This window comes from Sphingomonas sp. MMS12-HWE2-04, from assembly GCF_044881185.1.
Lineage (GTDB): Bacteria > Pseudomonadota > Alphaproteobacteria > Sphingomonadales > Sphingomonadaceae > Sphingomonas.
This window is the reverse complement of the sequence record NZ_CP173254.1, coordinates 370693-395658: the sequence shown is the minus strand read 5'-3', so window position 1 is coordinate 395658 and position 24966 is coordinate 370693. Positions and strand designations below refer to the sequence as shown.

Here is a 24966-nt window from a genome sequence, read left to right as displayed (position 1 = left end):
AATGAACTATACTCGCGAATCCTGTTGCCGCGAATTTTCGCCAGGCATAGATCGATGGCGCCTCAGCAACATGGGAGGGCGCGATGACCAAGGACGCAAAGGTTCTCAAGGCCAAGGCCGAAGCCAAGTCTGACAACAAGGCCAAGGCGAAGACGGCGCAAAAGACCGAATACAAGACGGCGCAAAAGGACGCGCAGAAGGAAGCTTCCAAACTTCAGCAGAAGACTGCGCTCAAGGCGCAGTACAAGGCCGATTACAAGGCGCAGGCCAAGGCCGATCAAAAGGCCGATGCCAAGTCGCAATATAAGCAGGCAGAGAAGACCAAGGCCCAGGCCCAGGCACTCGGCCAGCATTGACCCCCGGCGGCGGCGCGCCTTACGACCCGCGCCGCCGATCGTGGTCCGTTCCGGGGGGACACCGCCATGCTCGAACCGCGAACCGGCCTTACCGCCGAAACCGCGACTTGTGTCGGCTGCGGCCGTCAGCATCCGCTCTCGGCGCACAGCGCGCAGTGCAATTGCCCGGCGCGCGACAACCTTGCGATCGACATCGCGCTCGGAGCCGCGCAGGCGAGGGCAGTGCGCGCCTCCACCCGCGAGGGCCCGTCCTCGCTTTGGCGCTATGCGCCGCTGCTGCCTGTCGCGCCGCACCACGCGAGCCCCTTGTCGGTCGGCTGGACCCCCCTGGTAGATTGCGGCCCGGCCGGCCCTGCCCAGCTATACCTCAAAGACGACACCCGCCTGCCGAGCGGATCGATCAAGGACCGCGCCAGCGAAGTCGTCGTCGCGGTGGCGCGCGCGCAGGGGATCGATCGGCTGATCGTCGCCTCGACCGGCAATGCCGCCGCATCGCTCGCCTGTATCGGCGCGGCGTGTGCAATGGCAGTCACCGTGCTCGTCCCCGCTTCCGCTCCGCCGGCCAAGCTCGCCCAGGCGCGGGCCTATGGCGCGCGGGTCCACCGGATTGCAGGCAACTATGACGACGCCTTCGCGATGGCGGGCAGGATAGCCGCCGCCGATGGCGCGCTCGATCGCAGCACCGGGCGCAATCCCTTCACGCGCGAAGGCAAGAAGAGCTGTGCCTTCGAGATCGCCGAGCAGCTCGGCTGGCAAGCGCCCGAATGGGTGATCGTGCCGACGGGCGACGGCAATATCCTCAGCGCGATCGGCAAGGGCTTTGCCGAACTCGTCACGCTCGGCCTGATCGATCGCCTGCCGCGCCTCGTCGCGGTCCAGGCCGCGGGCTCGGACGGGATCGCCGCCCGCCACAACCGCGCGCCACGCATCCCCGGGACGACGATCGCCGACAGCATCACCGTCGGCGCGCCGCGTGACGCCACTGCCGCGCTCACCGCGCTCGCCCGATCGCAGGGGCGCGCGCTGGTGATCGGCGACGATTCGATCCGCGCCGCCGTCGCAACCCTCGCCGCGCGCTATGGCGTGTTCGCCGAGCCGTCGAGCGCCGCAGCCTATGCCGGTTTCGAGGCGCTATCGGCGTCAGGTTGCTTCGCGCCCGGCGACCGGGTCGTCTGCCTGATCACCGGCACGGGGCTCAAGGATCTGCGCGCGGTCTCCGCCGCGGACGAAGCGGCTGCGGTCGATCCGGCCGACTGGCGCCGTCTCGTTGCGCGCGGCTGAGGGAGGCGCATCTTGTGCGGCATCTGCGGCGCGTTCCGCCCCGGCGGACGCCCGGTCGCCCCCGAAGCGATCGCGGCGATGAGCGCTGCGATCCGTCATCGCGGGCCCGACGATACCGGCGCCTATCACAAGGGGTCCGCCGCGCTCGGCTTCCGCCGGCTGAGCATCGTCGATGTCGCCGGGGGGCACCAGCCGATCGCCAATGAGGGCGAGACGCTCCACCTTGTCTGCAACGGCGAGATCTACAACCATCGCGCGCTTCGCGATGGGCTGCGCGGCCGCGGCCACCGCTTCCGCACCGGCTCCGATGCCGAAGTGATCCTCCCTCTCTATGAAGAGGTCGGCGAGGCGCTGGTCGACCGGCTCGACGGCCAGTTCGCCTTCGCGCTGCTCGATACGGCGCGCAATCGTCTGCTGCTCGCCCGCGATCCGTTCGGCGTCGCCCCGCTTTTCTACACCTGGGTCAACGGCGCCTTCGTCTTCGCTTCGGAGATCAAGGCGCTGCTCGCCTATCCCGGCGTCGAGCGCCGTGTCGACCTGGTCGGGCTCGACCAGCTACTATCGCTCCCCGGGCTCGTCAGCCCGCGCACGATGTTTGCGGGGATCAACAGCGTGCCGCCCGGACATCTGCTGACCGTCGACGGCCGCGGCAGTCACGGCCGCGCCTATTGGGACATGGCCTATCCGCCGCAGGGCGACTCGGTAGAGACACGCAGCGAGGCCGATTGGTGCGAGGAGCTCGACGTCACGCTCCAGGCCGCAGTGACCAAGCGCCTCCAAGGCGAGGTCCCGATCGGCGCCTATCTCAGCGGCGGGCTCGATTCCTCGCTGGTCACTGCGATGATGCAGGGCGCGGAGCCGGTGCGCACCTTCTCGATCCATTTCGGAGACAGCCTGTTCGACGAGCAGCCCTATCAGCGGCTGGTCGCCGAGCGCTTCGGCTGCACCCACAAAGAAGTGCCGCTGCCCCTGACCGCAATCGAGCAGGGCTTGCGCGCGGCGGTGTGGCACGCCGAATGCCCGCTGCGCGAGACCTATAACACCGCCTCGCTCGCGCTCTCCGCCGCGGCCCGGCGCGACGGCGTGCCGGTCGTACTCAGCGGCGAAGGCGCCGACGAGCTGTTCGCCGGCTATGTCGGCTATCGCTACGATGCGTTTCGCCGCGCGCGCGGGACCCCGCCACTCGCACCGCGCGAAGCCGAGCTGCGGCGCCGGCTATGGGGCGACGAGACGATCTTTTACGAACAGGATCTCGCCGCGCACGAGGCCAGGCGCAAGGCGCTTTACGCGCCTGCACTGCGCGCCGATTTCGATGCGATCGACTTCACGCGCCACGATCTGGTCGATACGCGGCGGCTCGCCGGGATCGACCCGCAGCACCAGCGCGCCTATCTCGATCTCAAGCTGCGCGTCGGCGATCATCTCGTCGGCGATCATGGCGATCGCATGCTGCTCGCCAACGCAGTCGAGGGCCGCTTCCCCTTTCTCGATCTCGCCGTTGCCGATTGCGCGCGGCGGATGCCGCCGGGGCTCAAGCTCAACGGCGCTATCGAGAAGTACATCCTCAAGCAAGTCGGCCGCGCCTGGCTTCCCAACGCGATCACCGAGCGCGAGAAATACGCCTTCAACGCTCCCGGCAGCGCCTATCTGCTGGCGTGCGGGATCGACTGGGTCGAGCAGCTGCTCGATCCTGCGACGATCCGCCGGCAGGGCTATTTCGATGCCGAGCGCGTCGCCGCGCTGGCCCGCACCGCGCGCGCATCCGACGCCGCACCGGGCCAGGGCAACGAAGCCGATCCGCTGATGACCATCCTCACCTTCGGGCTGTTCCTCGACCTGTTCGACATGCCGGAGCTGGGCACGTGACGCGGGTGATCCTCGCGGTCAGCGGCAGCTCGGGCGCGGGCAAGACCCGGCTGATCGAGGCACTCGCGCACGCCCGTCCCGACGCATTGCGGCTGCATTTTGACGACTATGTTTCGCTCGGCAACGACGTGGCCGAGATCAAGGCCTGGCTCGCCGCCGGGGCCGATCCCGATGCGATCCGATCGCCGCGGCTGGCCAAGGATCTTGCCAAACTCGCGCGCGCGCCGCTCGTCATCCTCGAGGAACCGTTCGGCAAGGCCCGCCGGGAGATCGCCGGCTTCGTCACGCATGCAGTGCATATCGAAGTGCCGCCCGAAGTGGCGCTGGCGCGACGGCTGCTGCGTGCGATCCGCGACGAATTCGAACCCGGCGATCCTGCGCTGGTCGCCAGTCTCGAAGGCCAGCTCGCGGCGTTCCTGGCAATCGGGCGCGAGGCCTATGCCGCCGCCGATCGCGCCGCGCGCAGCTGCGCTGACCTGATCGTCGACGGGCTCCAGCCGAGCGGCACGATCGCCGCCGCGGTGCTCGCCGCCATCGAAATAGCAGGGGAGAAGCCATGACCAACTTGCAGCGGATCGGCGTGGTCGGCGCCGGAGTGATCGGATCGGGGGTAGCGCATCTCTTTGCCCAATCGGGGCACGACGTGGTGCTGATCGATACCGGCGAAGAGAGGCTTGCGGCGGCACGCGCCACGATCGGCCGCAATGCGCGGCTTTATGGCATGCTACAGAAGGATGTGCCCGATGCCGGTGAGGTGCTGGGGAGAATCGCGTCGCACGCCGATGTCGAAGCGCTGGCCGGCACCAGCTTCGTGATCGAGAACATCACCGAGGATTGGGCGATGAAGCGCGACGTCCATGCCAGGATCGATGCCGTGCTGCCGCCGGACGTGCCAGTGGCGGCGAACACCTCGGCAATCCCGATCACGCGCATCGCCAGCGTCCATCGCCGCCCCGAGCGCGTGCTGGGCATACATTTCATGAACCCGCCGCCGGTGATGCCGATGGTCGAGATCATCCGCGCCGCGCGCACCGATCCGGCGGTGCTCGCCTGTGCCGAGGCGCTGGTGGTGCAGGCGGGCAAGCAATCGATCACGGTCAATGATTCACCCGGCTTCGTCACCAACCGGGTGATGATGCTGATGGTCAACGAGGCGATGTTCCTCGTCCATGAAGGCGTGGCGGGCGCGCAGGATGTCGATCGGCTGTTCAAGACCTGTTTCGGCCACAAGATGGGCCCGCTCGAGACCGCCGATCTGATCGGGCTCGATACCGTGCTGCGGTCGCTCGAAAACATCCATTCCGAATTCAACGATGGGAAGTACCGCCCCTGCCCGCTGCTAAGACACAAGGTCTATGCGGGGCAGGTCGGCCGCAAAAGCGGCGAAGGCTTCTATCGCTATGGCGTGGCCTGATCCGCTCAATTCTGGGGGAAGCTCGATGACCGTCACATCGCAGAAGATCGCCACCTTCCTGTCGCGCGCGTTCGAGGGCCGCATGCTCGGGCCCGACGACGACATCTTCGCCGGTGGCTTCGGCAATTCGATGTTCGCGATGCAGCTGGTCGGCTTTGTCGAGAAGGAGTTCGGGATCGAGATCGACGCCGACGATCTCGACATCGCCAATTTCAGCACGATCGCGCGACTGACCGAGCTGGTCGAGCGCAAGTGCGCGGGCAGCAGCGCCGCGGCGGCTTGAGATGGGCTGCGGGCAGGCCGCGCTGGACGCCGCCGGCTGGGCGGAGATCGCCGAGCATCACGTAGCGCCGCACGCCCAGCGGATCGATCGCGAAGCGTGCATCTCGGTTGAGGTGATCGACACGCTGCGCGGCGCCGGCGCCTTTGCCAGCGGCTTTCCGCCGGCGCTGGGTGGCCTCGACGATGATTGGCTCCGCCACGGCCGTATGCACGCGGCGCTCGGTGCCGCCAGCGCCTCGGTGCAGGGGCTGGTCAATGTCCATCATATGGCGGGCAGCGCGATCGCGCGCTGGGGCTCTGCCGAACAGAAGCAGCGCTGGGTGCCAGAGCTGAGCTCGGGCCGGATGCTCGGCGCGCTGGCGATCACCGAGCCCGAGGTCGGCAGCGACATCGCCGCGGTGCAGACCCGCGCCACCCAGGCGGGCGCCGGCTGGCGTATCGAAGGCATCAAGCGCTGGATCACCTGCGGCCAGAATGCCGACCTATTCGTCGTCCTCGCCAACAGCGATGCCGGCCCCGCCGCTTTTCTACTGCCCCGCACCACGCCCGGGCTGGAGATTGTGCCGATCGACCACATGCTGGGCTGCCGCGGCTATATGCTCGCCGAGCTGCGCATTGCTAGCGACCTGCCCGGCGACCACCTGCTCGGCCGCCCGGGCTTCGGCGCCTCGCATGTCGTTGCCGCCGGGCTCGACGCCGGGCGGTTCAACCTTGCCTGGGGCTGTGTCGGGCTGGCGCAGGCCTGTCTCGACGCTGCGATCGGCCACACCCGGCGGCGTGGCCTCGCCGAATTCCAACTCGTCCAGGCGATGGTTGCGCGGATGTCGGTCGACGTCCAGGCCGCGCGGCTGCTCTGCGAACGGGCCGCGGCGTTGCGCAGCGCCCGCGATCCCGATGCAATCCGCGCGGGCGCCGTCGCAAAGTATTTCGCCTCGACGATGGTCAATCGTGTAGCCAACGACACGCTTCAGCTCCACGGCGCGCAGGGCTGTGGCCCCGACCTTCCCGTCGAGCGCTGGTTCCGCGATGCGCGGATCATGGAGATCATCGAGGGAAGCACCCAGGTGCTAGAGCTGCTGATCGCGCGCCACGCCTACCAGGCCGCCCCGCGATGACCGCGATCCACTGCCACTTCGCGCTCGACCGGGTGAGCGACACCGGCGTCCGCGCGATCCTCGACGGGCTCGGCGTCGATCGCGACAATGTCCGCGCGCTCCGCTTCGAGGCCAGCACCGGCGCGCTGCTGGTCGAGGTCCGCGATCAGGCCGCCGCCGAGCGTGTCGAGAGCTTTGTCGCCGGCATGCGCCGCACCCAGCGGCTGGTGACCCGCAAGACGTTGCTCGAACACGCGCCCTGCCGCCCCGAGCCTGGCGTCAGCGCCGCCGAGATCGCCGCCTCGCCCGATCTCGCGCTGCTCGGCGAGGGCCTCACCGGCCTCACCGGCAACGCCCTCAAGCTATTCCGCTATTTCGAGCGGGGCTTTGCCGATCTCGCCCGCGCCTTCGATGCCGAGGACCATCATTTCCCGGTGATGCTGCCCAGCACGACGCTCGCAGAGATGGGCTATTTCGCGCACTTCCCCCAGCACGTCACCTTTTGCTGCCACTTCCCCGACAGCCTGCCGCTGCTCGAACGCATCGCCGCCGAGCCGCACTTGGCCGACCGTGCCGCCGCTCAGCTTTCCCCGCCCGAACACGTCCTCACCCCCGGCGTCTGCCTCCCCTGCTATCGGCTGCTGAAAGGCGCCCGGCTCGGCTCCGACGAGGTCCGCACGCTGACGATGCAGAACCATGTCTTCCGCTACGAGGCCGGCAATTTCCGCCCGCTCGCGCGCGGCTGGGATTTCAGCGTGCGCGACATCGTCTTCTTCGGCAGCGGCCCCACGCTGGAGCGGCTGCGCGGCGAGGTTATCCAGCGCGCGTTCGAATGGTGCTGCGCGCTCGATCTCGATGTCTCGATCGAGCTCGCCAACGATCCGTTCTTCCTCGACGCCAGCCGCGACAAGACCGTTTATCAGCGGATGGGCGAGGTCAAATACGAGCTGCTCTTCCGCCTCGACGCCGGCGAAGCCCCGCTCGCTGCGGCCTCGTTCAATCTCCATCGCGGCTTCTATTCGAGCCTCTACGATATCGGCCATGGCGATGGGCTTGCCGAAAGCGCCTGCATGGGGTTCGGCATCGATCGCTGGGTTTATGGCTTCCTTCGCCAGAAGGGCCTCGATCCGGCGCGCTGGCCCGAGCCGGTCCGCGCCGCGCTCTAGCCCGCCAGCTCGGCGACGCGCAGTTCGACCCGCTCGATCGCGCCCCCGCCCCTCGGCGCCGCCAGCGCGAGCCAGTGTCCGGCAAAGGTCTCGCCATGCACCCACCAGCGCGCCGCCGGCCCATGCGGATCGCGTATCCGTGCCAGTCGCGGCGGATCGCCGTCGAACACGATCTCGTTGAACGGCAGCGACAAGCCAAGTCCGGTCGCCTTGGCGACGGCTTCCTTCAGCGTCCACAGCCGCAGCGGATCGCCGCGCTCCTCGGCGGCGAACACCCGCCGCCCGATGCTCGCGACATCGATCGCGCGCGTAGCCGCCTCGACATCGACGCCGATCGGTCCCTCCCGGTTGATCGCCACCGCAACCAGCCCGTCGGCATGCGTCAGGTTGAAGTGGAGGTCCGCAAAGGGCGGCGCCAGGGCGGGCTTGCCTTGCTCGCCGCGCACCATCGACCAGCCCGGGCCGATCGCCTCGTCCAACGCATGGTGGAGCAGCGCGTGCGCCGCGGCGTAGGAGAGCCTTGCCGGCGCCACTGCGAACCGCTCCGCGCGCGTCCGCTCCTCGGGAGTCAGCCGGGCGAGCAATCCGGGCAACCAGACCTCGTCCGCGGTATCGACGCGGCAAAGGTGCAGCTGCACCACCGCCTTAGAGCGCGCGGTTCTTGCGCAGGATTGCGACGATCAGGAGCAGGAACGCCGCCAGCCGCACCAGATAGACCCAAGCCCGCTGCTCGTCGGGAATGCCGCCCAACGCCAGGATCGCCTGCGCCACCGAGAGCAGGAAAAAGGCGAGCGCGAAGGCCGCGAACAGCTCGTCCTGCGTGTCGCGCCAGAATTTGAGGAAGAACAGTCCGGCGATCGCCAGCCCGAAGAAGATCGCGCCAGAGAGGAAGGCGAGCAGCATCACGCCTCCTCCATGTCCCAGATGAAGCCGAACAACAGCACCGCCACGGCGCCGAGCGCAAGCAGCGCGCGCACCACGCGGAAATCCACGTCCTTGATCAGCACCAGATCGACGATCACGAACAGATTGTTCGCCGCGAGCAGAACGAAGCACAGGGCGCTCCACAGCAGCAGCCGCGCGCCGCTGCGCCGATAGCTGCGCCCGAGCAGCAGCGCGCAGGCTGCGCTGGAGGCGAAGCAAAGCAGATAGACGATCGGAGCGAACGCGGCGCCCATCAGTCCCGCCGCAGCCGGAAGGCATCGGCGAAGCTCGCCGCACCCGAAGGCGTCACGATGATCCGCCGCACCGAATCGGGGCGTTGCGCATAAAGCGCCTCCGCCGCGCCGGCGAGCTTGTCCACCGGATCGGACACCGGCTGATAGCGCACGCGATTCTCCCCCTCGATCACAACCAGGCCGGCGGCGAGCAGTCCTTCGACGCTATGCGTCACCACCAGGTCGCTTCCCCGCAGCGCCGCAACCAGATCGGCATGGCCGAAAGCCTGGTCCCGGTTCTTCCTCAGGAAGCAGAGTAGTTCAAGCGACCAGACCGACCGGAACGACGAACGGACGAAACTGGCAACCTCTTGCTTGGTCGGCATGCCTGGCGCCGTCTCCCGTCACTGCTTCCCCCGGGCTTGGGGCCCTAACTAGCGGCTCGATCGCATCGCGCAACCGCCGCACAAAATGTTCGCATGGTTCACTTTTCCTAAAGCGAGGCTGTTGCTATCGTGGTCGCAGGCCGGGGGGCCCGATCATCTTGTCTCTAACGGGAGGGGGAGACGCCAGGAGTGATAGGTGCACGCCGAACAGCCCCGCGACACGCTCGATCGCCGTCAACTCGTCGCCGCACTCCGCAGCTTTCGCCGAGGTGATTTTTCCGTTCGCCTGCCCGACGATCTGCAGGGCACCGATGGCGAGATAGCCTCGATCTTCAACGAAGTCGTCGCCATGGAAGAGGCGATGACCGCCGAATATGAGCGGCTGTCGCGCGTCGTCGGCAAGGAAGGCAAGATCACCCAGCGCGGCCATGTCCGCGGCGCCACCGGCGGCTGGGAAGCCAAGCTGCGCTCGGTCAACGAATTGATCGAGGACATGGTCCAGCCGACCGCCGAAGTTAGCCGCGTGATCGGCGCGGTGGCCAAGGGCGACCTTTCCCAGACGATGACCGTCGAGATCGACGGGCGCCCGCTGCGCGGCGAATTCCTGCGCATCGGCAAGGTGGTGAACACCATGGTCGAACAGCTCGCCTCGTTCGCGTCCGAAGTGACGCGCGTGGCGCGCGAGGTCGGCACCGAGGGCAAGCTGGGCGGCCAGGCCAAGGTCAAGGGCGTCGCCGGCACCTGGAAGGACTTGACCGACAACGTCAACGCGATGGCGACCAACCTCACCGGCCAGGTCCGCAACATCGCCGAGGTGACCACCGCGGTGGCCTCGGGCGACTTGTCGAAGAAGATCACCGTCGAAGTGAAGGGTGAGATCCTCGAGCTCAAGAACACCATCAACACCATGGTGGACCAGCTCAACTCGTTCGCCTCAGAAGTGACGCGCGTGGCGCGCGAAGTGGGCACCGAGGGCAAGCTGGGCGGCCAGGCGCGCGTCGAGGGCGTGGGCGGCACCTGGAAGGACTTGACCGACAACGTCAATCTGATGGCGGCGAACCTCACCGGCCAGGTCCGCAACATCGCCGAGGTGACCACCGCCGTCGCCTCGGGCGATCTTTCCAAGAAGATCACCGTCGACGTGAAGGGCGAGATTCTCGAGCTCAAGAACACCATCAACGTGATGGTCGATCAGCTCAACGGCTTCGCCTCGGAAGTGACCCGCGTGGCCCGCGAGGTCGGCACCGAGGGCAAGCTGGGTGGCCAGGCGCAGGTGCCCGGCGTCGGCGGCACGTGGAAGGATCTCACCGACAACGTCAACCTGATGGCCGACAATCTCACCGGCCAGGTTCGCAACATCGCCGAAGTGACCACCGCCGTCGCCTCGGGCGATCTTTCCAAGAAGATCACCGTCGACGTGAAGGGTGAGATTCTCGAGCTCAAGAACACCATCAACGTGATGGTCGATCAGCTCAACGGCTTCGCCTCCGAAGTGACCCGCGTCGCCCGCGAAGTCGGCACCGAGGGCAAGCTCGGCGGCCAGGCGCAGGTGCCCGGCGTCGGCGGCACCTGGAAGGATCTCACCGACAACGTCAATCTGATGGCCGACAACCTCACCGGTCAGGTCCGCAACATCGCGGACGTGACGACCGCGGTGGCGAAGGGCGATCTTTCCAAGAAGATCACCGTCGAAGTGAAGGGCGAGATCCTGGAGCTGAAGGACACCATCAACGTGATGGTCGATCAGCTCAACGGCTTCGCCTCGGAAGTGACGCGCGTCGCCCGCGAAGTGGGGTCGGAAGGCAAGCTCGGCGGCCAGGCGCAGGTCGAGGGCGTCGCCGGCACCTGGAAGGATTTGACCGACAACGTCAACCTGATGGCCGGCAATCTCACCGGTCAGGTCCGCAATATCGCCGAAGTTACGACCGCGGTGGCGAAGGGTGATCTTTCCAAAAAGATCACCGTGGACGTGAAGGGCGAGATTCTCGAACTCAAGAACACCATCAACACGATGGTCGACCAGCTCAATTCCTTCGCTTCGGAAGTGACCCGCGTGGCGCGCGAAGTGGGTTCGGAAGGCAAGCTGGGCGGTCAGGCCAAGGTCGAGGGCGTCGGCGGCACCTGGAAGGATCTGACCGACAACGTCAACGATCTCGCCGCAAACCTCACCGGCCAGGTCCGCAATATCGCCGAGGTTACGACGGCAGTGGCGCTGGGCGACCTGTCGAAGAAGATCACGGTGGACGTGAAGGGCGAAATCCTCGAGCTCAAGAACACCATCAACACCATGGTGGACCAGCTCAACGGCTTCGCCTCCGAAGTGACCCGCGTGGCGCGCGAAGTCGGCACCGAGGGCAAGCTCGGCGGCCAGGCGCAGGTGCGCGGCGTGGCAGGCACCTGGGCCGATCTCACCGACAATGTGAACCTGATGGCGGCCAACCTCACCGGCCAGGTCCGCAACATCGCCGATGTGACGACGGCGGTGGCCAAGGGCGATCTTTCCAAGAAGATCACGGTGGACGTGAAGGGCGAGATCCTCGAGCTCAAGGACACCATCAACACCATGGTGGACCAGCTCAACGGCTTCGCGTCGGAAGTGACCCGTGTGGCCCGCGAAGTCGGCACAGAGGGTAAGCTCGGCGGCCAGGCGCAGGTCCCCGGGGTTGGCGGCACCTGGAAGGATCTCACCGATAACGTCAACTTGATGGCAACAAATCTTACCAACCAGGTTCGCGGCATCGCTGACGTTGTCACCGCCGTGGCGCAGGGAAACCTCAAGCGCAAACTGACCGTGGATGCGAAGGGCGAGATCGCAGCATTGGCCGAGACGATCAACTTCATGATCGATACGCTCTCCACGTTCGGCGACCAGGTGACCAACATGGCGCGCGAAGTCGGCATCGAGGGCAGGCTGGGCGGCCAGGCCCGCGTGCCGGGCGCCGCCGGCCTGTGGCGCGACCTCACCGATAACGTCAACCAGCTCGCTGCCAACCTGACCAACCAGGTCCGCTCGATCGCCGACGTGGCGACCGCGGTGACCAAGGGCGACCTTACCCGCTCGATCGCGGTGGAGGCCTCGGGCGAGATGGCCGCGCTTAAGGACAACATCAACGAGATGATCCGCAACCTCAAGGAACAGACCTTGAAGAATGCGGAGCAGGACTGGCTCAAGACCAACCTCGCCCGCTTCTCACGCATGCTTCAGGGCGAGCGCGATCTCTCGACCGTCTCGAACCTGATCATGTCCGAGCTCGCGCCGCTGGTGAACGCGCAATACGGCGTGTTTTATGTTTCGTCGCGCGACGGCGACGAAACGGTGCTCGAGCTCGCCGCCAGCTACGGCGCCGAGAAGCGCGACGAACTGAAGCCCAAGTTCATGCTGCGCGAGGGCCTGGTCGGCCAGGCCGCGGCGGACAAGCGCGCAATCCTGCTCGAACAAGTCCCGTCGGACTTCCTGCGCATCGGTTCGGGTCTCGGCCATGCCGCCCCGGCCAATGTCACCATCCTCCCCGCCTTGTTCGAGGACGACGTGAAGGCAGTGATCGAGCTCGCCTCGTTCAGCGAGTTCAACGAGACCCACCAGAGCTTCCTCGATCAGCTGATGGAATCGGTCGGCATCGTGCTCAACACGATCGCCGCGACGATGCGCACCGAGGGCCTGCTCAAACAGTCGCAGTTGCTCACCCAGGAGCTGCAGGCGCGCCAGACCGAGCTGACCACCAAGCAGGAAGAGCTGCACAACACCAACGAGGAGCTGCAGGAGAAAGCGCAGCTGCTCGAGAACGAGAAGCGTCAGGTCGAGGGCAAGAATCTCGAGATCGAACTCGCCCGCCGCGCGCTGGAGGAAAAGGCCGAGCAGCTCGCGCTGACTTCCAAGTACAAATCCGAATTCCTGGCCAATATGAGCCACGAGCTGCGCACACCGCTCAACTCGCTGCTGATCCTGTCGAAGCTGCTCGCGGACAATGCGCAGGGCAACCTCAACGACAAGCAGGTCGAGTTCGCCCGCACGATCAACGGCGCGGGGTCGGATCTGCTCAACCTGATCAACGACATTCTCGATCTGTCCAAGATCGAGTCGGGCACGGTGTCGATCGAAGTCGGCGAGATGCCGCTCGCCAGCCTCAAGCAGCATATGGAACGGACCTTCCGTCAGCTCGCAGCCGACAAGAATCTCGACTTCCTCGTCGAGTTTGACCGCAGCCTGCCCGCGACGATCCGTACGGACGAGAAGCGGCTCCAGCAGGTCGTGCTCAACTTGCTGTCAAATGCGTTCAAGTTCACCGCTGGCGGCTCGGTCACGCTCGCGGTGCGCACCACCGATCATGGCTGGAGCACGAACAATGCGGCGCTACGTGGCGCCGAAAAGGCCGTCGAAATCGCCGTTACCGACACCGGAATCGGCATCCCCGAAGATAAACAGAAGTTGATCTTCGAGGCATTCCAGCAGGCCGACGGTACGACAAGCCGCAAATATGGCGGCACCGGCTTGGGCCTCTCGATCAGCCGCGAGATCGCGCGCCTTCTCGGCGGAGAACTTCAGGTTCGCTCGAAGCCGGGCGAGGGATCGACCTTCACGCTGTTCGTTCCGCTCCAGGCAGTGGCACCGGCCCAGGCCGGGCAGACCGGCACCCCCGCGCGCTACGACAATTCGGGCGCGATGGTCCCCACTGCCCTCCCCGCCACCTTCGACCTCAACGACGACCGAGACGCTTTGGGCGGCGAGCCCTTCGTGCTCATCGTCGAGGACGATCCCACCTTCGCCTCGATCCTGCTCGACATCGCGCGCACCGCCGGCCTCAAGGGCGTCGTCTCCACTGCCGGCGCCGGCACGCTGGCCATGGTGCGCAAACTGCAACCGCACGCGATAACGCTCGATCTCGGCCTGTCAGACATTGACGGCTTCGTGCTGCTCGATCTTCTCAAGCACGACCCACAGACGCGCCACGTGCCGATCCACGTTATCTCCGGCGCCGACAAGGTCGCTAAGGCGCTCGACCTCGGCGCCTATGGCGTCACCGAAAAGCCCGCCGACAGGGAAGCGCTTGCCGAGGTGTTTGCCGATCTTGCGGAGCGGATGGGTCGCCCGCGCGCCCTGGCCCAGCTCGCGCCCGGCCAGATCGAGGAAGTCGCCAATGCCCGCGCCTTGGCGGAGCTCGCCGATACGCGGATCCTCATCGTCGATGACGATATCCGCAACATCTACTCGCTCACCAGCGTGCTGGAGAGCTATGGCGTCGAGGTGCTCCATGCCGAGCGCGGGCGCGACGGCATTCTGATCCTCGAACAGACACCGGGCATCGATATCGCGTTGATCGACATCATGATGCCTGAAATGGACGGTTATGAAACGATGCAGCAAATTCGCCAGCTTCGGCAGCTCGCCGATTTGCCGCTGATCGCCGTAACGGCCAAGGCCATGAAGGGGGACCGGCAGAAATGCCTCGATGCGGGCGCGTCGGACTATATCGCCAAGCCGGTGGACATCGACTTGCTGCTCGCTCTGCTGCGCGTCTGGATCGCGCGGTCGCGCGAGGCTTCGCAGACGATCGGGCTGATCGTGGCGGAACCCAACTGAGGTGGGAATGACCGCCAGAATGCCCTCGCCCCGGACAGCCAAGATCGCCCCCGCCGGCATCGGACCTGCCGACGAGTCCGCGCCGCCGCGCGCCCGGGTGCTCGTAGTCGACGATGACGAGCGTAACCTGCTCGCCATTTCGACCGTGCTCGAGGACGTTGCCGAAGTCGTCACCGCTGATTCGGGCGAGGAAGCGCTGCGCCGCCTCCTCAAGGACGAGTTCGCGGTGATCCTGCTCGACGTCTACATGCCCGGCATCGACGGCTACGAAACCGCCCAGATGATCCGCGCGCGCGAACAGACCAAGCGCGTGCCGATCGTCTTTCTCTCGGCAGTAAACAAGGAGAGTCAGCACCTGCTGCGCGGCTACTCGATGGGCGCGGTCGATTATGTGTTCAAGCCAGTCGATCCGGTCGTGTTGCGCTCCAAGGTCGCGGTATTCGTCGATCTGTTCACGATGACGCGCGAGATTCAGCGCAAGGCCAAACAGGAACAGGCGCTGCTCGATGCGAACTTGCGTGCCAATGCCGAGCTGCTGCGTGCCGAACAGGCCTTGCGCATCGCCGAACAGCGCCAGGCTGCGATCATCGAATCGCTGCCGATCATCCTCTATCTCGAAGAGATCGACGCCAACCCGCGAATCCCGAAATTCGTCAGCGGCAATTTCTCCGCACTCACCGGATTCGCGTTCGCGGATATCCAGCGCACGCCCGGCCTGTGGGTCGAGCGGCTCCATCCGGACGATCGCGGCCGCGTGATCGAGGCGCTGGCCGGCCGGCCCGAAGGCCGCTCACTCGCCGTGGAGTATCGCTGGCAATGCGCCGACGGGCAGTACAAGCATTTCCTCGACCACGCGGTGCTGCTGCGCGACACTGTCGGCAATCCCGTCGAATATGCCGGCACCCTGCTCGACGTCACCGAGCGCAAGGAGCTGGAAAGCGAGCTTACGCAGGCGCGCAAGATGGACGCGATCGGCCAGCTCACCGGCGGCATTGCGCATGATTTCAACAACCTGCTCGCCGCCGTGCTGGGTGGATTGGGGATGATCGAGCGCCGCGTGCCGCTCGACGACAAGCAGAAGAAGATCGTCGGCATGACTCGTCGCGCTGCCGAGCAGGGTGCCGGACTGGTCAAGCACCTGCTCGCCTTTGCCCGCCGCCAGAAGCTTGAGCCCGCTGCCATCGAAATCCCCGCACTCGCCGCCTCCGTCACGGATCTGCTCGCCCATACGCTGGGCGGGCTGGTCGAAATGCAATGGTCGCTCGGCGGCGATGTCGCCCCAGTCTATGCCGATGGCGCCCAGCTCGAGCTCGCGCTGATGAACCTTATCATCAACGCGCGCGACGCCATGCCCGAGGGCGGACTCGTTACGGTGTCCGCGCGCGACGAAATCGTGTTCGGCGGCGATGGCCGCACCCATCTCGCCGCGGGCGATTATGTCGTGCTCGCGGTGCGCGACACCGGCTGCGGGATTGCGCCCGATCTGCTAGAACAGGTGATGGAGCCGTTCTTCACAACCAAGGCTGTTGGCAAGGGCACCGGGCTCGGGCTCAGCATGGTTTATGGCTTCGCGCAGCAATCCGGCGGCGCCGTGCGCGTCGAAAGCGAAGTCGACGTCGGCACATGTGTCGAAATCTGGCTGCCGCGCGCCCGCACCGACGAAATCCCGATATCCGCCGAACTTCGCATCGATCGGTTGGACGCTGCGCCCGCGAAGACGCTGAACATATTGCTCGTCGACGATCACGATGGCGTGCGCGCCACGACCGGTGCGTTGCTCGAGGACCTCGGCCACCAGGTCACGCACGCGATCGACGGTCCGGACGCGCTTTTATGCTTCCAGCGGACGCCTGAGAGCTTCGACGTGGTGATCACCGACTATGCCATGCCACGCATGTCCGGCACCGAACTCGTTCGCCAAATCCGAGCGCACCGCGCCGACCTGCCCGCGCTTGTCGTCACCGGCTATGGGGAGTTCGACTCGGCCGCGCTGGGGGACGATGGCGTGCTGGTTCTGGGCAAACCATTCGTCGCCGAGCAACTCATCGCCACATTGTCCGAACTCGCCAGAGCAAGGGTTACCGCGGCGCGGGGCACGCGCGGCTGAGCGAAGGGACGCCGCGAACCAAGTGCTTCCGTCTTGTTCTGGTACGATCTGACGTGCCGTCAATCCGACGAATCGATTGCCGCTCGATAAACCCGGCACAATAGGGTAGATGAGCGATGCGGACGGACTGCTGCCAGTCTGCTGCGAGAGGATGCGATGTCGGAAGGATCGAGCCCCTGGGGCATGCCGGTAGCTCCGGCGGCCAAGCACGAACGCGATGAAGTCGCAGCGATCGGCGCCGCAACAACCGAGACGCGCATTCCGCCATTCCCCGTCGAACGCGCTGATGGATTGATCGAAGGGCTGTCGCGACTCGCCGGGCCACTGGCCTTACTCATCGTTTTCGCAGCGATCGCTTGGTTCGTCATCAAACCCTTGTTCTAAACCGTTTTTGCTTTCGTTTAGCGAATAATTACCAAGTTTAATCGGGACTTGGTGGTTAACAGCTTCTTCAGCGAATCTCTCTCCAGGCACGACTCGTCTCGAAATGCCGGGTTTTGGCGGCGCGGTGGGTTGCGTTCATTTCCACCCTGTGTCCTGCTGCAATGCAGCAAGACTTGGAGTTCGCGTCTTCGCGCGTGCCCAAGTCCGGCTGGCTCCATCGTTCCGGAGCCGAGTTTTGCGTCAGGGAGTTCGGGGCCTCGCATGTCAAAGATTGACTTGGCGATCCGCGGTTATCCAGACCGCATGCCGCTCGCCACCATGGCCAGGCGCAGTGCGAAGGTCTGGTTCAGCCTATCATTGATCGGCGCCGATGCGCTCGCCTTGCTCGTCGGCTTCTTGGTCGGCGTGGGGATTGAGGATCGCGGCGCGATTTCGGGCGATGCCTGGACTTCGCTGCTGGGCGTAATAGTGGTTTTCACCGGCGTCGCGTTCCAGAACCAGGCCTATAGCGCGCGCTGTCTCACCAGCGGGACGGCGAGTTGCCGCCAGGTCTTGCTTTCGATCAGCACGACCCTGCTCATCTTCTTTCTCGTCGTCTTCTCGCTGAAGCTGACCGGGCACCTGCCGCGCTTCGCGCTCAGCATGGGCATCGCCGCGACGGTGACCCTGATGCTCACCCAGCGCTTGCTGCTTTGCTACGCGGTGTGGCGCAGCTGCGGCGGCAAGCTCGAGGCCGAGCTGGTCATCGTAGACGGCGGCAACGTCCCGGATCAGTGCCTGGGTAGCGACGTGATCGACGCGCGCAATGCCGCGCTGCGGTCCGATCTCGACGACCCCTACATGCTCAATCGGCTCGGCAAGATCCTGCGGCACTATGATCGCGTCGTCATCAGCTGCGCGCCCGAGCGAAAGACCGAATGGGCCCAGGTTCTCAAGGGCGCCAACATCCAGGGCGAGATCATCGTCCCTGAAATCGCCGAACTCGGCCCGCTCGCGGTGCACAAGCTCTCCGGTGTCACCACTGTCGTGGTCTCGCGCGGGCCGCTCAACCTGGCCGATCGCGCCAAGAAGCGCGCGCTCGACATCGCGCTCACCGTGCCTGTACTCGTCGCACTGACCCCCGCGATGCTCGTAGTGGCGCTGCTGATCCGTTTCGACTCGCCCGGTCCGATCTTTTTCCGCCAGGAGCGGATGGGCCGCGGAAACCGGATCTTCCACATCCTCAAGTTCCGCAGCATGCGCGTCGAGACCAGCGACTCGGATGGAACGCGCTCGGCGAGCCGCGACGATGACCGCATCACGCGAGTCGGCCGGTTCATCCGCAAGACCAGCATCGACGAGTTACCCCAGCTCATCAACGTGCTGCTGGGTGACATGAGCCTGGTCGGGCCACGCCCCCACGCCCTCGGCTCGAAGGCGGGCGACGAGCTGTTCTGGCGAGTCGACCGGCAATATTGGCATCGCCACGCACTCAAGCCCGGCATTACCGGACTCGCCCAAATCCGCGGTTTTCGCGGTGCTACCGAGCATCGCCGCGACATCGTCAACCGGCTTGGCGCCGATCTTGAATATCTCAATCGCTGGAGCCTGCTGCGCGATGTCGGCATCCTCGCCCGCACCGCGCAAGTGCTCGTTCACCGCAACGCCTATTGATCGGCTCGGCGGAAGGATGCGCGTGCCGGCGTCAATTCGGCGCACAGGCAATCTTCCGTAAAGCTTTTTGCGTCACAGCTGCCCGCTGAGCAAAAAGGGTCAGAGCGGTGGCAGACAATCTTGTTTTCTCGCGGGACGCGGAGACGCGCGCACCCGCCGACACACAGGCCGAACCGGTGTGGCTGATGCCCGCCGAATGGAGCGAGCCGCTTGGCGAACGACTAGTCCAGTCCTTCTCGCGATGGGCAGGCGTTGCTGCATTTGCTGGTGCTACAGGTGCACTCGCTTGGTTAATATTTAGCTAACAGACCGGCGTTGCGGTCAAGCATTCGGATCGCTTCGCCGCAGATAAACGACCAAACCGTGCCTCACGCGCGACCAGTGGTTAACCCACTGGTGTGCAGGTGCGGCGAAACGAGCTAGCATGCCCGAATTGCTGCATTGCAATGAGGTCATGAGCGCGTGTTTTGCTCGCCGAATAGCGTATCAAGGGTTAATCCTTTCGCAACTGCGAAGGGCGCGGGGCGTCTGGATTGCCGCACCCGCGTTGCAGGTGGGCGGTTGCGGATCGTCGCCAGCGGCGCCGTGTGCAGCATGGCGCTGGCCCTGCCCGCACACGCCCAGAATGACGAGAAGAAGACCCCCGAGCAGGGCCTTCATATCGAACCGTCGCTCACTGCCGTGTATGACGACAATGTCTATCGCGTCGATTCCGCGCGCGAGGATCCGACCAGCGATGTGATCGTCACGCCGCAGGTCGAAGTCCGCTTCACGCGCGACAATGGCGTGCGCGCCTTCACCCTGCGCGGGCTTGCCGGCTATGATCGCTTCATCAGCGAGAGCCAGCGCAGCAAGCCGCGGTTCGAAGCCGAGGCTTCGGGCAAGCTGCTCATCGCCGGCACCTGCTCGGTCCGCCCGCTCGCCAGCTATCGCCAGCAGCGCGCCGATTATGGCGATATCAACAGCGCCACCGAGAATCTCCAGCGCTTCTCGACGCTGGGCGTCGCCGCCGATTGCGAGCGCGCCGCCGGACTCTATCCGCTTGCCGCCTATCGTCGCGACACCACGCGCAACGGCGACGGCTTCGAATATGCCGACATGACGAGCAATCTCTATCGCGCGGGCATCGGTTACGCGCGGCCGAGCCTGGGCCGCCTGACTGCCTATTACGAACATAATGACAGCGATCGCCCGGAGATCGGCGTCAAGAATCGCTATGATGCCGGCGGCGTCACGTTCGATCGCTCGGTGTCGCCGATCACCACGGTCAGCGCTGACCTGCGCTGGATGCACGTCACCAGCAATTCCGGCGCGGTGGGCAGCTATGATGGTCCCGGCTGGCGGGTCCAGCTTGCCACCACGGCGATCCCGCGGCTCAAGATCACCGGCACGACCGATCGCACCGTGGTTAATGACAGTCTGGTCGCCACCGGCTTCGTGATCCGCACCGGGTACCGGCTCGGCGCCGAATATGGCCTTAGCGAACTCACCTCGATCGGTGCCTTTGCCGATTTTTCGCGCCGCGAGCTCCGCCAGGACGCGAGCATTCGGCCGTTCAGCTACACCCGGGATCGCACGAACCAGTTCGGTGCATTGATGCGCCGCAAACTGACGGAGAGGTTCGCCCTGGAGCTATCGCTATCCCATTATGATCGCAGCACGAACAGTGATGCCTCTCACTATAAGGCAACGCGCCTGTCGCTCGGCGCTACGGCAAAGTTCTGAACCAATGAGGAGCATGAAGATGAGTATTGGCATGTTCCAGCCGGCAAGCATGGCCGCGGCGCTGCTGGCTTTAGCGCCGCTGGCCGCCGCCGCGCAGACGGCGCAACCGACCCAGCTGGCCTCGGCCGCGCCGACTGCGGCACCGGGCGCAGCGCCGGCGCCGGAGAGCGCCTCCGCGCCGGTCGGCTATCGCCTCGGCCCCGACGACGAGATCAAGGTCGCCATCTATGGCCAGCCCGATCTTTCGGTGACCACCAAGGTGAAGTCCGACGGCACCGTGCGCCTGGCGATGCTTCGCCCGATCGACGCGCGCGGCAAGACCACCGCCGAGCTCGCCGACGCGATCGCCGCGCAATATTCGGCGGGCGGATATCTCACCAATCCCTCGATCAATGTCGAGGTCTCCCAATATGTCAGCCGCTTCGTGACGGTGCTCGGCAACGTGCCCCAGGCCGGCAATTACCCGCTCGACCGCCCCTATTCGGTCGCCGCGATGCTGGCCAAGGCCGGTGGATCGACGGCGATCGGCGCCAACGCAGTGATCCTCACCCCCGCCGATGGCAGCGGCCCGGTGCGCATCTCGCTCGCCGACATGAATGCCGGCGCCGGGCGTACGCTTAATCCAGGCGACATCCTCTTCGTCCCCGCGGCCGAGAAGGTCTATGTCTATGGCCAGGTCCAGCAGCCCGGCGGCTTCGGCTATGTCCCGGGCCAGACCTTCCGCCAGGCGCTCGCTCTCGCCGGCGGCCCCACTCTCGCCGGCTCGACCAAGCGGATCAAGGTCCGCCGTGGTGGCAAAGAGATCGACAACGTCTCGCTCGACGATGCCGTCCAGCCCGAAGACGTGCTCGTCATCCGCGAAAAGCTGTTCTGATCATGGCGCGCTATCCCGCAACCGAGGGAGATTTCCCGATGGGACTGACCCAGAAAGTGCAGCATTGGCTGCGCACCCTGTTTGCAGCCGATAGCGGCCGGCGGATCCCGCTGCTGCTCGAGGCTCCCGCCTGGAGCGAGGCGCCCAGCCCTGCCCCGGCTTTGGCGCGCGCCATTGCCCCGGCGCCGCGTCCCGTGATCGCGTTTCGGCGTAACGCCGTGTTCGCCGCGTTCAACACTGCGATGCCGGTCACCGATCGGCATGGCCTGGCCGGGCGCCAGCGCGAATTGGTACGGCTGATGGATTCGGTGGTCATCCAGCGCAAGCACGCGCTGATCTTCGGCGGCCGCGGATCTGGCAAGACCTCGCTCGCCCGCGTCTTCGGCGATCTTGCCGACGAGGCAGGCTGCGTCGCGCTCTATGGCTCGGCCAGCGCCGGTGCCGATGTCGGCGGGCTGTTCCGCCCCTTCCTCGCCGAATTGCCAATGACCCAGGGCAGCCACGCGACGATTGGCGCCGACGCCGATGTCCAGCAGCTCGCCAATCTGTTCGTCGCCAACGTCACCCAGCGCACGCTGCTGATCGTCGACGAGTTCGATCGCGTGGAATCGCCGCGCACGCGTCACGACGTCGCGACGCTGCTCAAGCTGCTCACCGATATGCACGCGCCCGTGCAGGTGGTGCTGGTCGGCATCGCCGGCAATGTCGACGGCCTGATCGCGTCGCACCCGTCGCTGCGTCGACATCTGTTCGCCCAGCCGGTGCCGCCGATCGCCAATGACGAGCTCGCCGGGCTGTTGCGGCTGTGCGGCCAACAGGCCGGGCTCGAACTCGACGAGCGCGCCGTCGAGCGGATCGTCGGCATCGCGCTCGGCTCGCCTTATCATGCCCGGCTGGTCGGCATGCACGCCGCGCTCGCCGCCGACACTGCGCGGCGCGACCGCGTAACGCTCGCCGACGTCCAGCAGGGCACTGCCGACGCGATCGAGGAATGGAGCGATCTCAGCCCGGAGGTCCGCCGGATCTTCGATCGCGCCCTTCGCACCGCCGGCCCGCTGCGCAGTGTGCTCGCCGCCGCGGGCGCGCTGGCCTCCCAGTCGCAGGCGCTCGATGCCGATCGACTGGCGCGCGCCAGTGCCGATCTGTTCGAGGACGCGCGCGACAGCCTCGCCGCCGCCGAGCAGGCGATCGCGCTGCTCCGTCCTGCGCTCACCGAGCGCGAACCCGGCCTGTTCGAGTTCGAGGACTCGCTCTCGCCTCAATTCCTGGTGCTGCTCGCGACCGAGACGGCACCCGCTGACGATATCGCGCGCACGCCACAGGCCGAGGCACCGCGCGAGCGCATCCAGGGAGTAGCCGCGCTATGACGATACGAGCCGCCGATCTGATCGAGGCGCTCAAGGCGCGGTGGCTGCTCGTCGCCGCCATTGCCGGTGCGCTGTTCCTCGTCGTCGCCGCGATCGCGCTGACCCAACCGCGCCAATATCTGGCAACGTCGTCGATGCTGCTCGATCTGTCGCAGACCGATCCGACCGCGACCGACCAGCAGCAGCAGGGCCGTGTCGAGACCGATTCGGTGATCGCCACCCAGCTCGACCTGATCAAAAGCGCCAAGGTCAGCGATGCGATCGCCAAGGCCGCCGGCTTTGTCGAGCAGACCCCCGCCGATCTTCCCGCCGACACCCGGCTCCAGCAGGCGGCCGCGCGTGTGCGCGGCGGCCTGACCGCCTCGACCGGGCGCCAGAGCAACGTCCTCCAGCTCCAATATCTCGATCCGGACCCCCAGGTCGCGGCGAAGGTCGCGAACCTGGCCGCGCGCATCTATATGCGCGAGCAGGTCGGGCTGCGCGCGTCGTCGGCACGCGGCTCGGCAGAATGGTTCGAGGCACGCACCGCCGACGTCCGCCGCCGCTATGAGCTCGCGCAGAAGCGTCTCTCCGACTTCCAGCGCGCCAACGACATCATCGGCGTCGGCCGCATGGATCTCGAGGCGGAGAAGCTCAAGAACCTGTCGGCACATCTCGTCCAGGCCCAGGCCGATGCGGCCGCGGCGCATTCGAAATCGGGTTCGGCATCGGTTCCCGAGGTCGCCAGCTCGCTCGTCGTGCAGAACATCGAGGAAGCCGCCGCCACCCAGGCCGCCAAGGTTTCCGAGCTCTCCAAGACACTCGGGCCCAACCACCCGCAGATGACGGCTGCCAAAGCCCAGCTCGCCGAACTCCAGGCCGGCCTCAACAAGGCGCGCGGCAATCAGGCCGCATCGATGACCGCCAACAGCACCGCCGCCAGCCGCCGCGAGGCCGAGCTTCGCGGCGAGATGTCGGCGCAGGAGGGGCGGATGATCCGCATGTCGGGCGTGCAGGACCAGCTGATGGTCATGCAGCGCGACGTCGAGGCTGCCCGCCAGACCTATGACACCGTCCGTCAGCGCTTCAATGAAGCCGCGCTCAAGAGCCAGATCTCGCAGCCCAATGCGAGCCTGCTCGACGAGGCGACCGTCCCGCTGTTCCCGGCGCGGCCAAACATCCCGCTCTGGCTGGTCGCGGGGCTTGCCCTCGGCCTCCTCGTTGGCGTCGCCGTCGTCGTGTTCGGCGAAATTCTGCGGCCGCGTGTGCGCACCGCCAGCGGCCTTGGCGCCGCGACCGAGCTCGATGTGATCGCCGATCTTACCACTGCCACCCGTCCGCAGCGCGGCGGCTGGTTCATTCCCCGTCAGGAGGCTGCATGAGACTGCGTTCCACCGCGGGGGCCAACCCGCTAGTCGCCAAGAGCGCCACGCTGCACAGCTTTCCGGCAGCCGCCGGCGACCAGGAACTGGCCGAGCTGGTGCGATCGTCCTCGCTGCTTTCCGACGAAGCGATTGCCGCGGCCCAGCTGCGCCAGCGTGAAGCCGGGATAGGCTTTGGTGATGCCGTGGTCGAGCTCGGCATGCTCGATCGCGACACAGTCGATCTGCTCGCTGCACGCCAGGCGGGGCTCTCGCTGCTCGAAGGCGGCGATGCCCGCGTCGATCCGCTCGTCACCGCCGCGTTCGATCCGGGCGACGCCTATGTCGCCAAGGTCCGCGCCGTCCGCGCCAAGCTGACCGCCACCGCGCGCCAGTCGGGCGGGATGCCCGGGCGGCTGAGGCTCGCCCTGCTTTCGGTCCAGGGCGGTGACGAAGCCGCGATCCTCGCGGCCAATCTCGGCGTCGTGCTCGCTCAGATGGATGGCGGCGCAGTGCTGGTCGATGGCGGCATGGACGATCCCGCGCTCGATCGGCTGTTCCGCGTGCCCAACCGCATCGGTTTGGCCGAACAGCTCGGCGGTGTCGCGCTGCGGCTACCCGTCGTCCAGACGGCGGTCGAGCGACTGTGGCTGATGCCCGCAGGCCAGGCGACCGCAAGCGCAAGCCTGGTCGAAAAGGGCTCGCTCGCCGATGCCGCCGATCGCTGGAACCTGCCTGAGGCGAACCTGCTCGTCTATCTAGCCGAGCGTCCGCGCAAATCGACCTCGTTCGGCAACATCCTCGAGAAGTTCGACGCCGTGGTGATCGCCGCGCGGCACGGCGTAACGCCGGTCGCAGAGGTACGCCGCGTCATCGACGACCTCGACCGCCACTCGATCCCGATCGCGGGATCGGTGCTCGCCTGAACTCGATACC

21 protein-coding genes are annotated in these 24966 nt (G+C 66.2%); 17 read left to right on the top strand and 4 right to left on the bottom strand.

Features of this window, described 5'->3' with window-relative positions; genetic code table 11:
* Window positions 1–83: 83 nt before the first annotated feature.
* The 8 genes from AB2M62_RS01885 to AB2M62_RS01850 all read left to right on the top strand — a co-directional run bounded on the left by AB2M62_RS01885 (window position 84) and on the right by AB2M62_RS01850 (window position 7459).
* Window positions 84–356, top strand: a complete 273-nt coding sequence (locus AB2M62_RS01885) for a hypothetical protein (protein ID WP_404337315.1) — start codon at window positions 84–86, stop codon at window positions 354–356.
* 66 nt (window positions 357–422) lie between these two features.
* Window positions 423–1637, top strand: a complete 1215-nt coding sequence (locus AB2M62_RS01880; RefSeq protein WP_404337313.1) for a threonine synthase — start codon at window positions 423–425, stop codon at window positions 1635–1637.
* A gap of 12 nt (window positions 1638–1649) precedes the next feature.
* Window positions 1650–3503, top strand: a complete 1854-nt coding sequence (gene asnB, locus AB2M62_RS01875) for an asparagine synthase (glutamine-hydrolyzing) (protein WP_404337311.1) — start codon at window positions 1650–1652, stop codon at window positions 3501–3503.
* Window positions 3500–4063 (top strand): hypothetical protein, encoded by a 564-nt coding sequence (locus AB2M62_RS01870; protein ID WP_404337309.1) that lies wholly within the window; start codon window positions 3500–3502, stop codon window positions 4061–4063. The genes asnB and AB2M62_RS01870 overlap by 4 nt, the downstream gene beginning before the upstream one ends.
* Window positions 4060–4917 carry a 3-hydroxyacyl-CoA dehydrogenase family protein gene (locus AB2M62_RS01865; RefSeq protein WP_404337308.1) on the top strand — a complete coding sequence of 286 codons (858 nt, stop codon included), beginning with the start codon at window positions 4060–4062 and terminating at the stop codon, window positions 4915–4917. The genes AB2M62_RS01870 and AB2M62_RS01865 overlap by 4 nt, the downstream gene beginning before the upstream one ends.
* A 25-nt stretch (window positions 4918–4942) precedes the next feature.
* Window positions 4943–5200, top strand: coding sequence for an acyl carrier protein (locus tag AB2M62_RS01860; RefSeq protein ID WP_404337306.1), 258 nt, complete (start codon window positions 4943–4945; stop codon window positions 5198–5200).
* A gap of 1 nt (window position 5201) precedes the next feature.
* Window positions 5202–6314: an acyl-CoA dehydrogenase family protein gene (locus AB2M62_RS01855; protein ID WP_404337304.1), complete on the top strand. Its 1113-nt coding sequence runs from the start codon at window positions 5202–5204 to the stop codon at window positions 6312–6314.
* A complete protein-coding gene (locus AB2M62_RS01850; protein WP_404337302.1) occupies window positions 6311–7459 on the top strand; it encodes a hypothetical protein in 1149 nt (382 codons plus the stop codon). The genes AB2M62_RS01855 and AB2M62_RS01850 overlap by 4 nt, the downstream gene beginning before the upstream one ends.
* Here AB2M62_RS01850 and AB2M62_RS01845 read toward each other — a convergent pair.
* The 4 genes from AB2M62_RS01845 to AB2M62_RS01830 are packed head-to-tail and all read right to left on the bottom strand — an operon-like array spanning window position 7456 to window position 9002.
* Window positions 7456–8097, bottom strand: coding sequence for a 4'-phosphopantetheinyl transferase family protein (locus tag AB2M62_RS01845; RefSeq protein WP_404337300.1), 642 nt, complete (start codon window positions 8095–8097; stop codon window positions 7456–7458). The two genes, AB2M62_RS01850 and AB2M62_RS01845, sit on opposite strands and share 4 nt — an antisense overlap.
* A gap of 7 nt (window positions 8098–8104) precedes the next feature.
* Window positions 8105–8362, bottom strand: a complete 258-nt coding sequence (locus tag AB2M62_RS01840) for a DUF5985 family protein (protein ID WP_404339755.1) — start codon at window positions 8360–8362, stop codon at window positions 8105–8107.
* Window positions 8362–8637: a DUF5985 family protein gene (locus tag AB2M62_RS01835; RefSeq protein WP_404337298.1), complete on the bottom strand. Its 276-nt coding sequence runs from the start codon at window positions 8635–8637 to the stop codon at window positions 8362–8364. Before AB2M62_RS01835 ends, AB2M62_RS01840 begins: the two co-directional genes overlap by 1 nt.
* Window positions 8637–9002, bottom strand: a complete 366-nt coding sequence (locus AB2M62_RS01830; protein ID WP_404337297.1) for a hypothetical protein — start codon at window positions 9000–9002, stop codon at window positions 8637–8639. Before AB2M62_RS01830 ends, AB2M62_RS01835 begins: the two co-directional genes overlap by 1 nt.
* Window positions 9003–9198: 196 nt before the next feature.
* Here AB2M62_RS01830 and AB2M62_RS01825 point away from each other — a divergent pair, with 196 nt between their 5' ends.
* From AB2M62_RS01825 to AB2M62_RS01785, 9 genes are all read left to right on the top strand, one after another.
* The gene (locus AB2M62_RS01825) at window positions 9199–14580 is read left to right on the top strand and encodes a HAMP domain-containing protein (RefSeq protein WP_404337295.1); all 5382 of its coding nucleotides are present in this window, start codon (window positions 9199–9201) and stop codon (window positions 14578–14580) included.
* A gap of 19 nt (window positions 14581–14599) precedes the next feature.
* Window positions 14600–16687, top strand: a complete 2088-nt coding sequence (locus AB2M62_RS01820; RefSeq protein ID WP_404337294.1) for a response regulator — start codon at window positions 14600–14602, stop codon at window positions 16685–16687.
* Between the two features lie 156 nt (window positions 16688–16843).
* Window positions 16844–17071 (top strand): hypothetical protein, encoded by a 228-nt coding sequence (locus tag AB2M62_RS01815; protein WP_404337292.1) that lies wholly within the window; start codon window positions 16844–16846, stop codon window positions 17069–17071.
* Window positions 17072–17332: 261 nt separating this feature from the next.
* On the top strand, window positions 17333–18724 hold the full coding sequence (locus AB2M62_RS01810) for an exopolysaccharide biosynthesis polyprenyl glycosylphosphotransferase (RefSeq protein ID WP_404337290.1): 1392 nt from the start codon (window positions 17333–17335) through the stop codon (window positions 18722–18724).
* Between the two features lie 561 nt (window positions 18725–19285).
* Window positions 19286–20449 carry an outer membrane beta-barrel protein gene (locus AB2M62_RS01805; RefSeq protein WP_404337288.1) on the top strand — a complete coding sequence of 388 codons (1164 nt, stop codon included), beginning with the start codon at window positions 19286–19288 and terminating at the stop codon, window positions 20447–20449.
* A gap of 13 nt (window positions 20450–20462) precedes the next feature.
* Window positions 20463–21323 carry a polysaccharide biosynthesis/export family protein gene (locus tag AB2M62_RS01800; protein ID WP_404337286.1) on the top strand — a complete coding sequence of 287 codons (861 nt, stop codon included), beginning with the start codon at window positions 20463–20465 and terminating at the stop codon, window positions 21321–21323.
* Between the two features lie 2 nt (window positions 21324–21325).
* Window positions 21326–22690 carry an AAA family ATPase gene (locus tag AB2M62_RS01795; protein ID WP_404337284.1) on the top strand — a complete coding sequence of 455 codons (1365 nt, stop codon included), beginning with the start codon at window positions 21326–21328 and terminating at the stop codon, window positions 22688–22690.
* Window positions 22687–24051, top strand: coding sequence for a GNVR domain-containing protein (locus AB2M62_RS01790; protein ID WP_404337282.1), 1365 nt, complete (start codon window positions 22687–22689; stop codon window positions 24049–24051). The genes AB2M62_RS01795 and AB2M62_RS01790 overlap by 4 nt, the downstream gene beginning before the upstream one ends.
* Window positions 24048–24956, top strand: a complete 909-nt coding sequence (locus tag AB2M62_RS01785; protein WP_404337280.1) for a capsular biosynthesis protein — start codon at window positions 24048–24050, stop codon at window positions 24954–24956. The genes AB2M62_RS01790 and AB2M62_RS01785 overlap by 4 nt, the downstream gene beginning before the upstream one ends.
* Window positions 24957–24966 lie beyond the last annotated feature (10 nt).

Bases quoted from the DNA above. Each gene is read 5' to 3' on its own strand.
- AB2M62_RS01885 (WP_404337315.1), top strand. From the start codon at position 84: ATGACCAAGGACGCAAAGGTTCTCAAGGCCAAGGCCGAAGCCAAGTCT.
- AB2M62_RS01880 (WP_404337313.1), top strand. From the start codon at position 423: ATGCTCGAACCGCGAACCGGCCTTACCGCCGAAACCGCGACTTGTGTC.
- AB2M62_RS01865 (WP_404337308.1), top strand. From the start codon at position 4,060: ATGACCAACTTGCAGCGGATCGGCGTGGTCGGCGCCGGAGTGATCGGA.
- AB2M62_RS01860 (WP_404337306.1), top strand. From the start codon at position 4,943: ATGACCGTCACATCGCAGAAGATCGCCACCTTCCTGTCGCGCGCGTTC.
- AB2M62_RS01855 (WP_404337304.1), top strand. From the start codon at position 5,202: ATGGGCTGCGGGCAGGCCGCGCTGGACGCCGCCGGCTGGGCGGAGATC.
- AB2M62_RS01850 (WP_404337302.1), top strand. From the start codon at position 6,311: ATGACCGCGATCCACTGCCACTTCGCGCTCGACCGGGTGAGCGACACC.
- AB2M62_RS01840 (WP_404339755.1), bottom strand. From the start codon at position 8,362: ATGCTGCTCGCCTTCCTCTCTGGCGCGATCTTCTTCGGGCTGGCGATC.
- AB2M62_RS01835 (WP_404337298.1), bottom strand. From the start codon at position 8,637: ATGGGCGCCGCGTTCGCTCCGATCGTCTATCTGCTTTGCTTCGCCTCC.
- AB2M62_RS01830 (WP_404337297.1), bottom strand. From the start codon at position 9,002: ATGCCGACCAAGCAAGAGGTTGCCAGTTTCGTCCGTTCGTCGTTCCGG.
- AB2M62_RS01820 (WP_404337294.1), top strand. From the start codon at position 14,600: ATGCCCTCGCCCCGGACAGCCAAGATCGCCCCCGCCGGCATCGGACCT.
- AB2M62_RS01815 (WP_404337292.1), top strand. From the start codon at position 16,844: ATGTCGGAAGGATCGAGCCCCTGGGGCATGCCGGTAGCTCCGGCGGCC.
- AB2M62_RS01810 (WP_404337290.1), top strand. From the start codon at position 17,333: ATGTCAAAGATTGACTTGGCGATCCGCGGTTATCCAGACCGCATGCCG.
- AB2M62_RS01800 (WP_404337286.1), top strand. From the start codon at position 20,463: ATGAAGATGAGTATTGGCATGTTCCAGCCGGCAAGCATGGCCGCGGCG.
- AB2M62_RS01795 (WP_404337284.1), top strand. From the start codon at position 21,326: ATGGCGCGCTATCCCGCAACCGAGGGAGATTTCCCGATGGGACTGACC.
- AB2M62_RS01790 (WP_404337282.1), top strand. From the start codon at position 22,687: ATGACGATACGAGCCGCCGATCTGATCGAGGCGCTCAAGGCGCGGTGG.
- AB2M62_RS01785 (WP_404337280.1), top strand. From the start codon at position 24,048: ATGAGACTGCGTTCCACCGCGGGGGCCAACCCGCTAGTCGCCAAGAGC.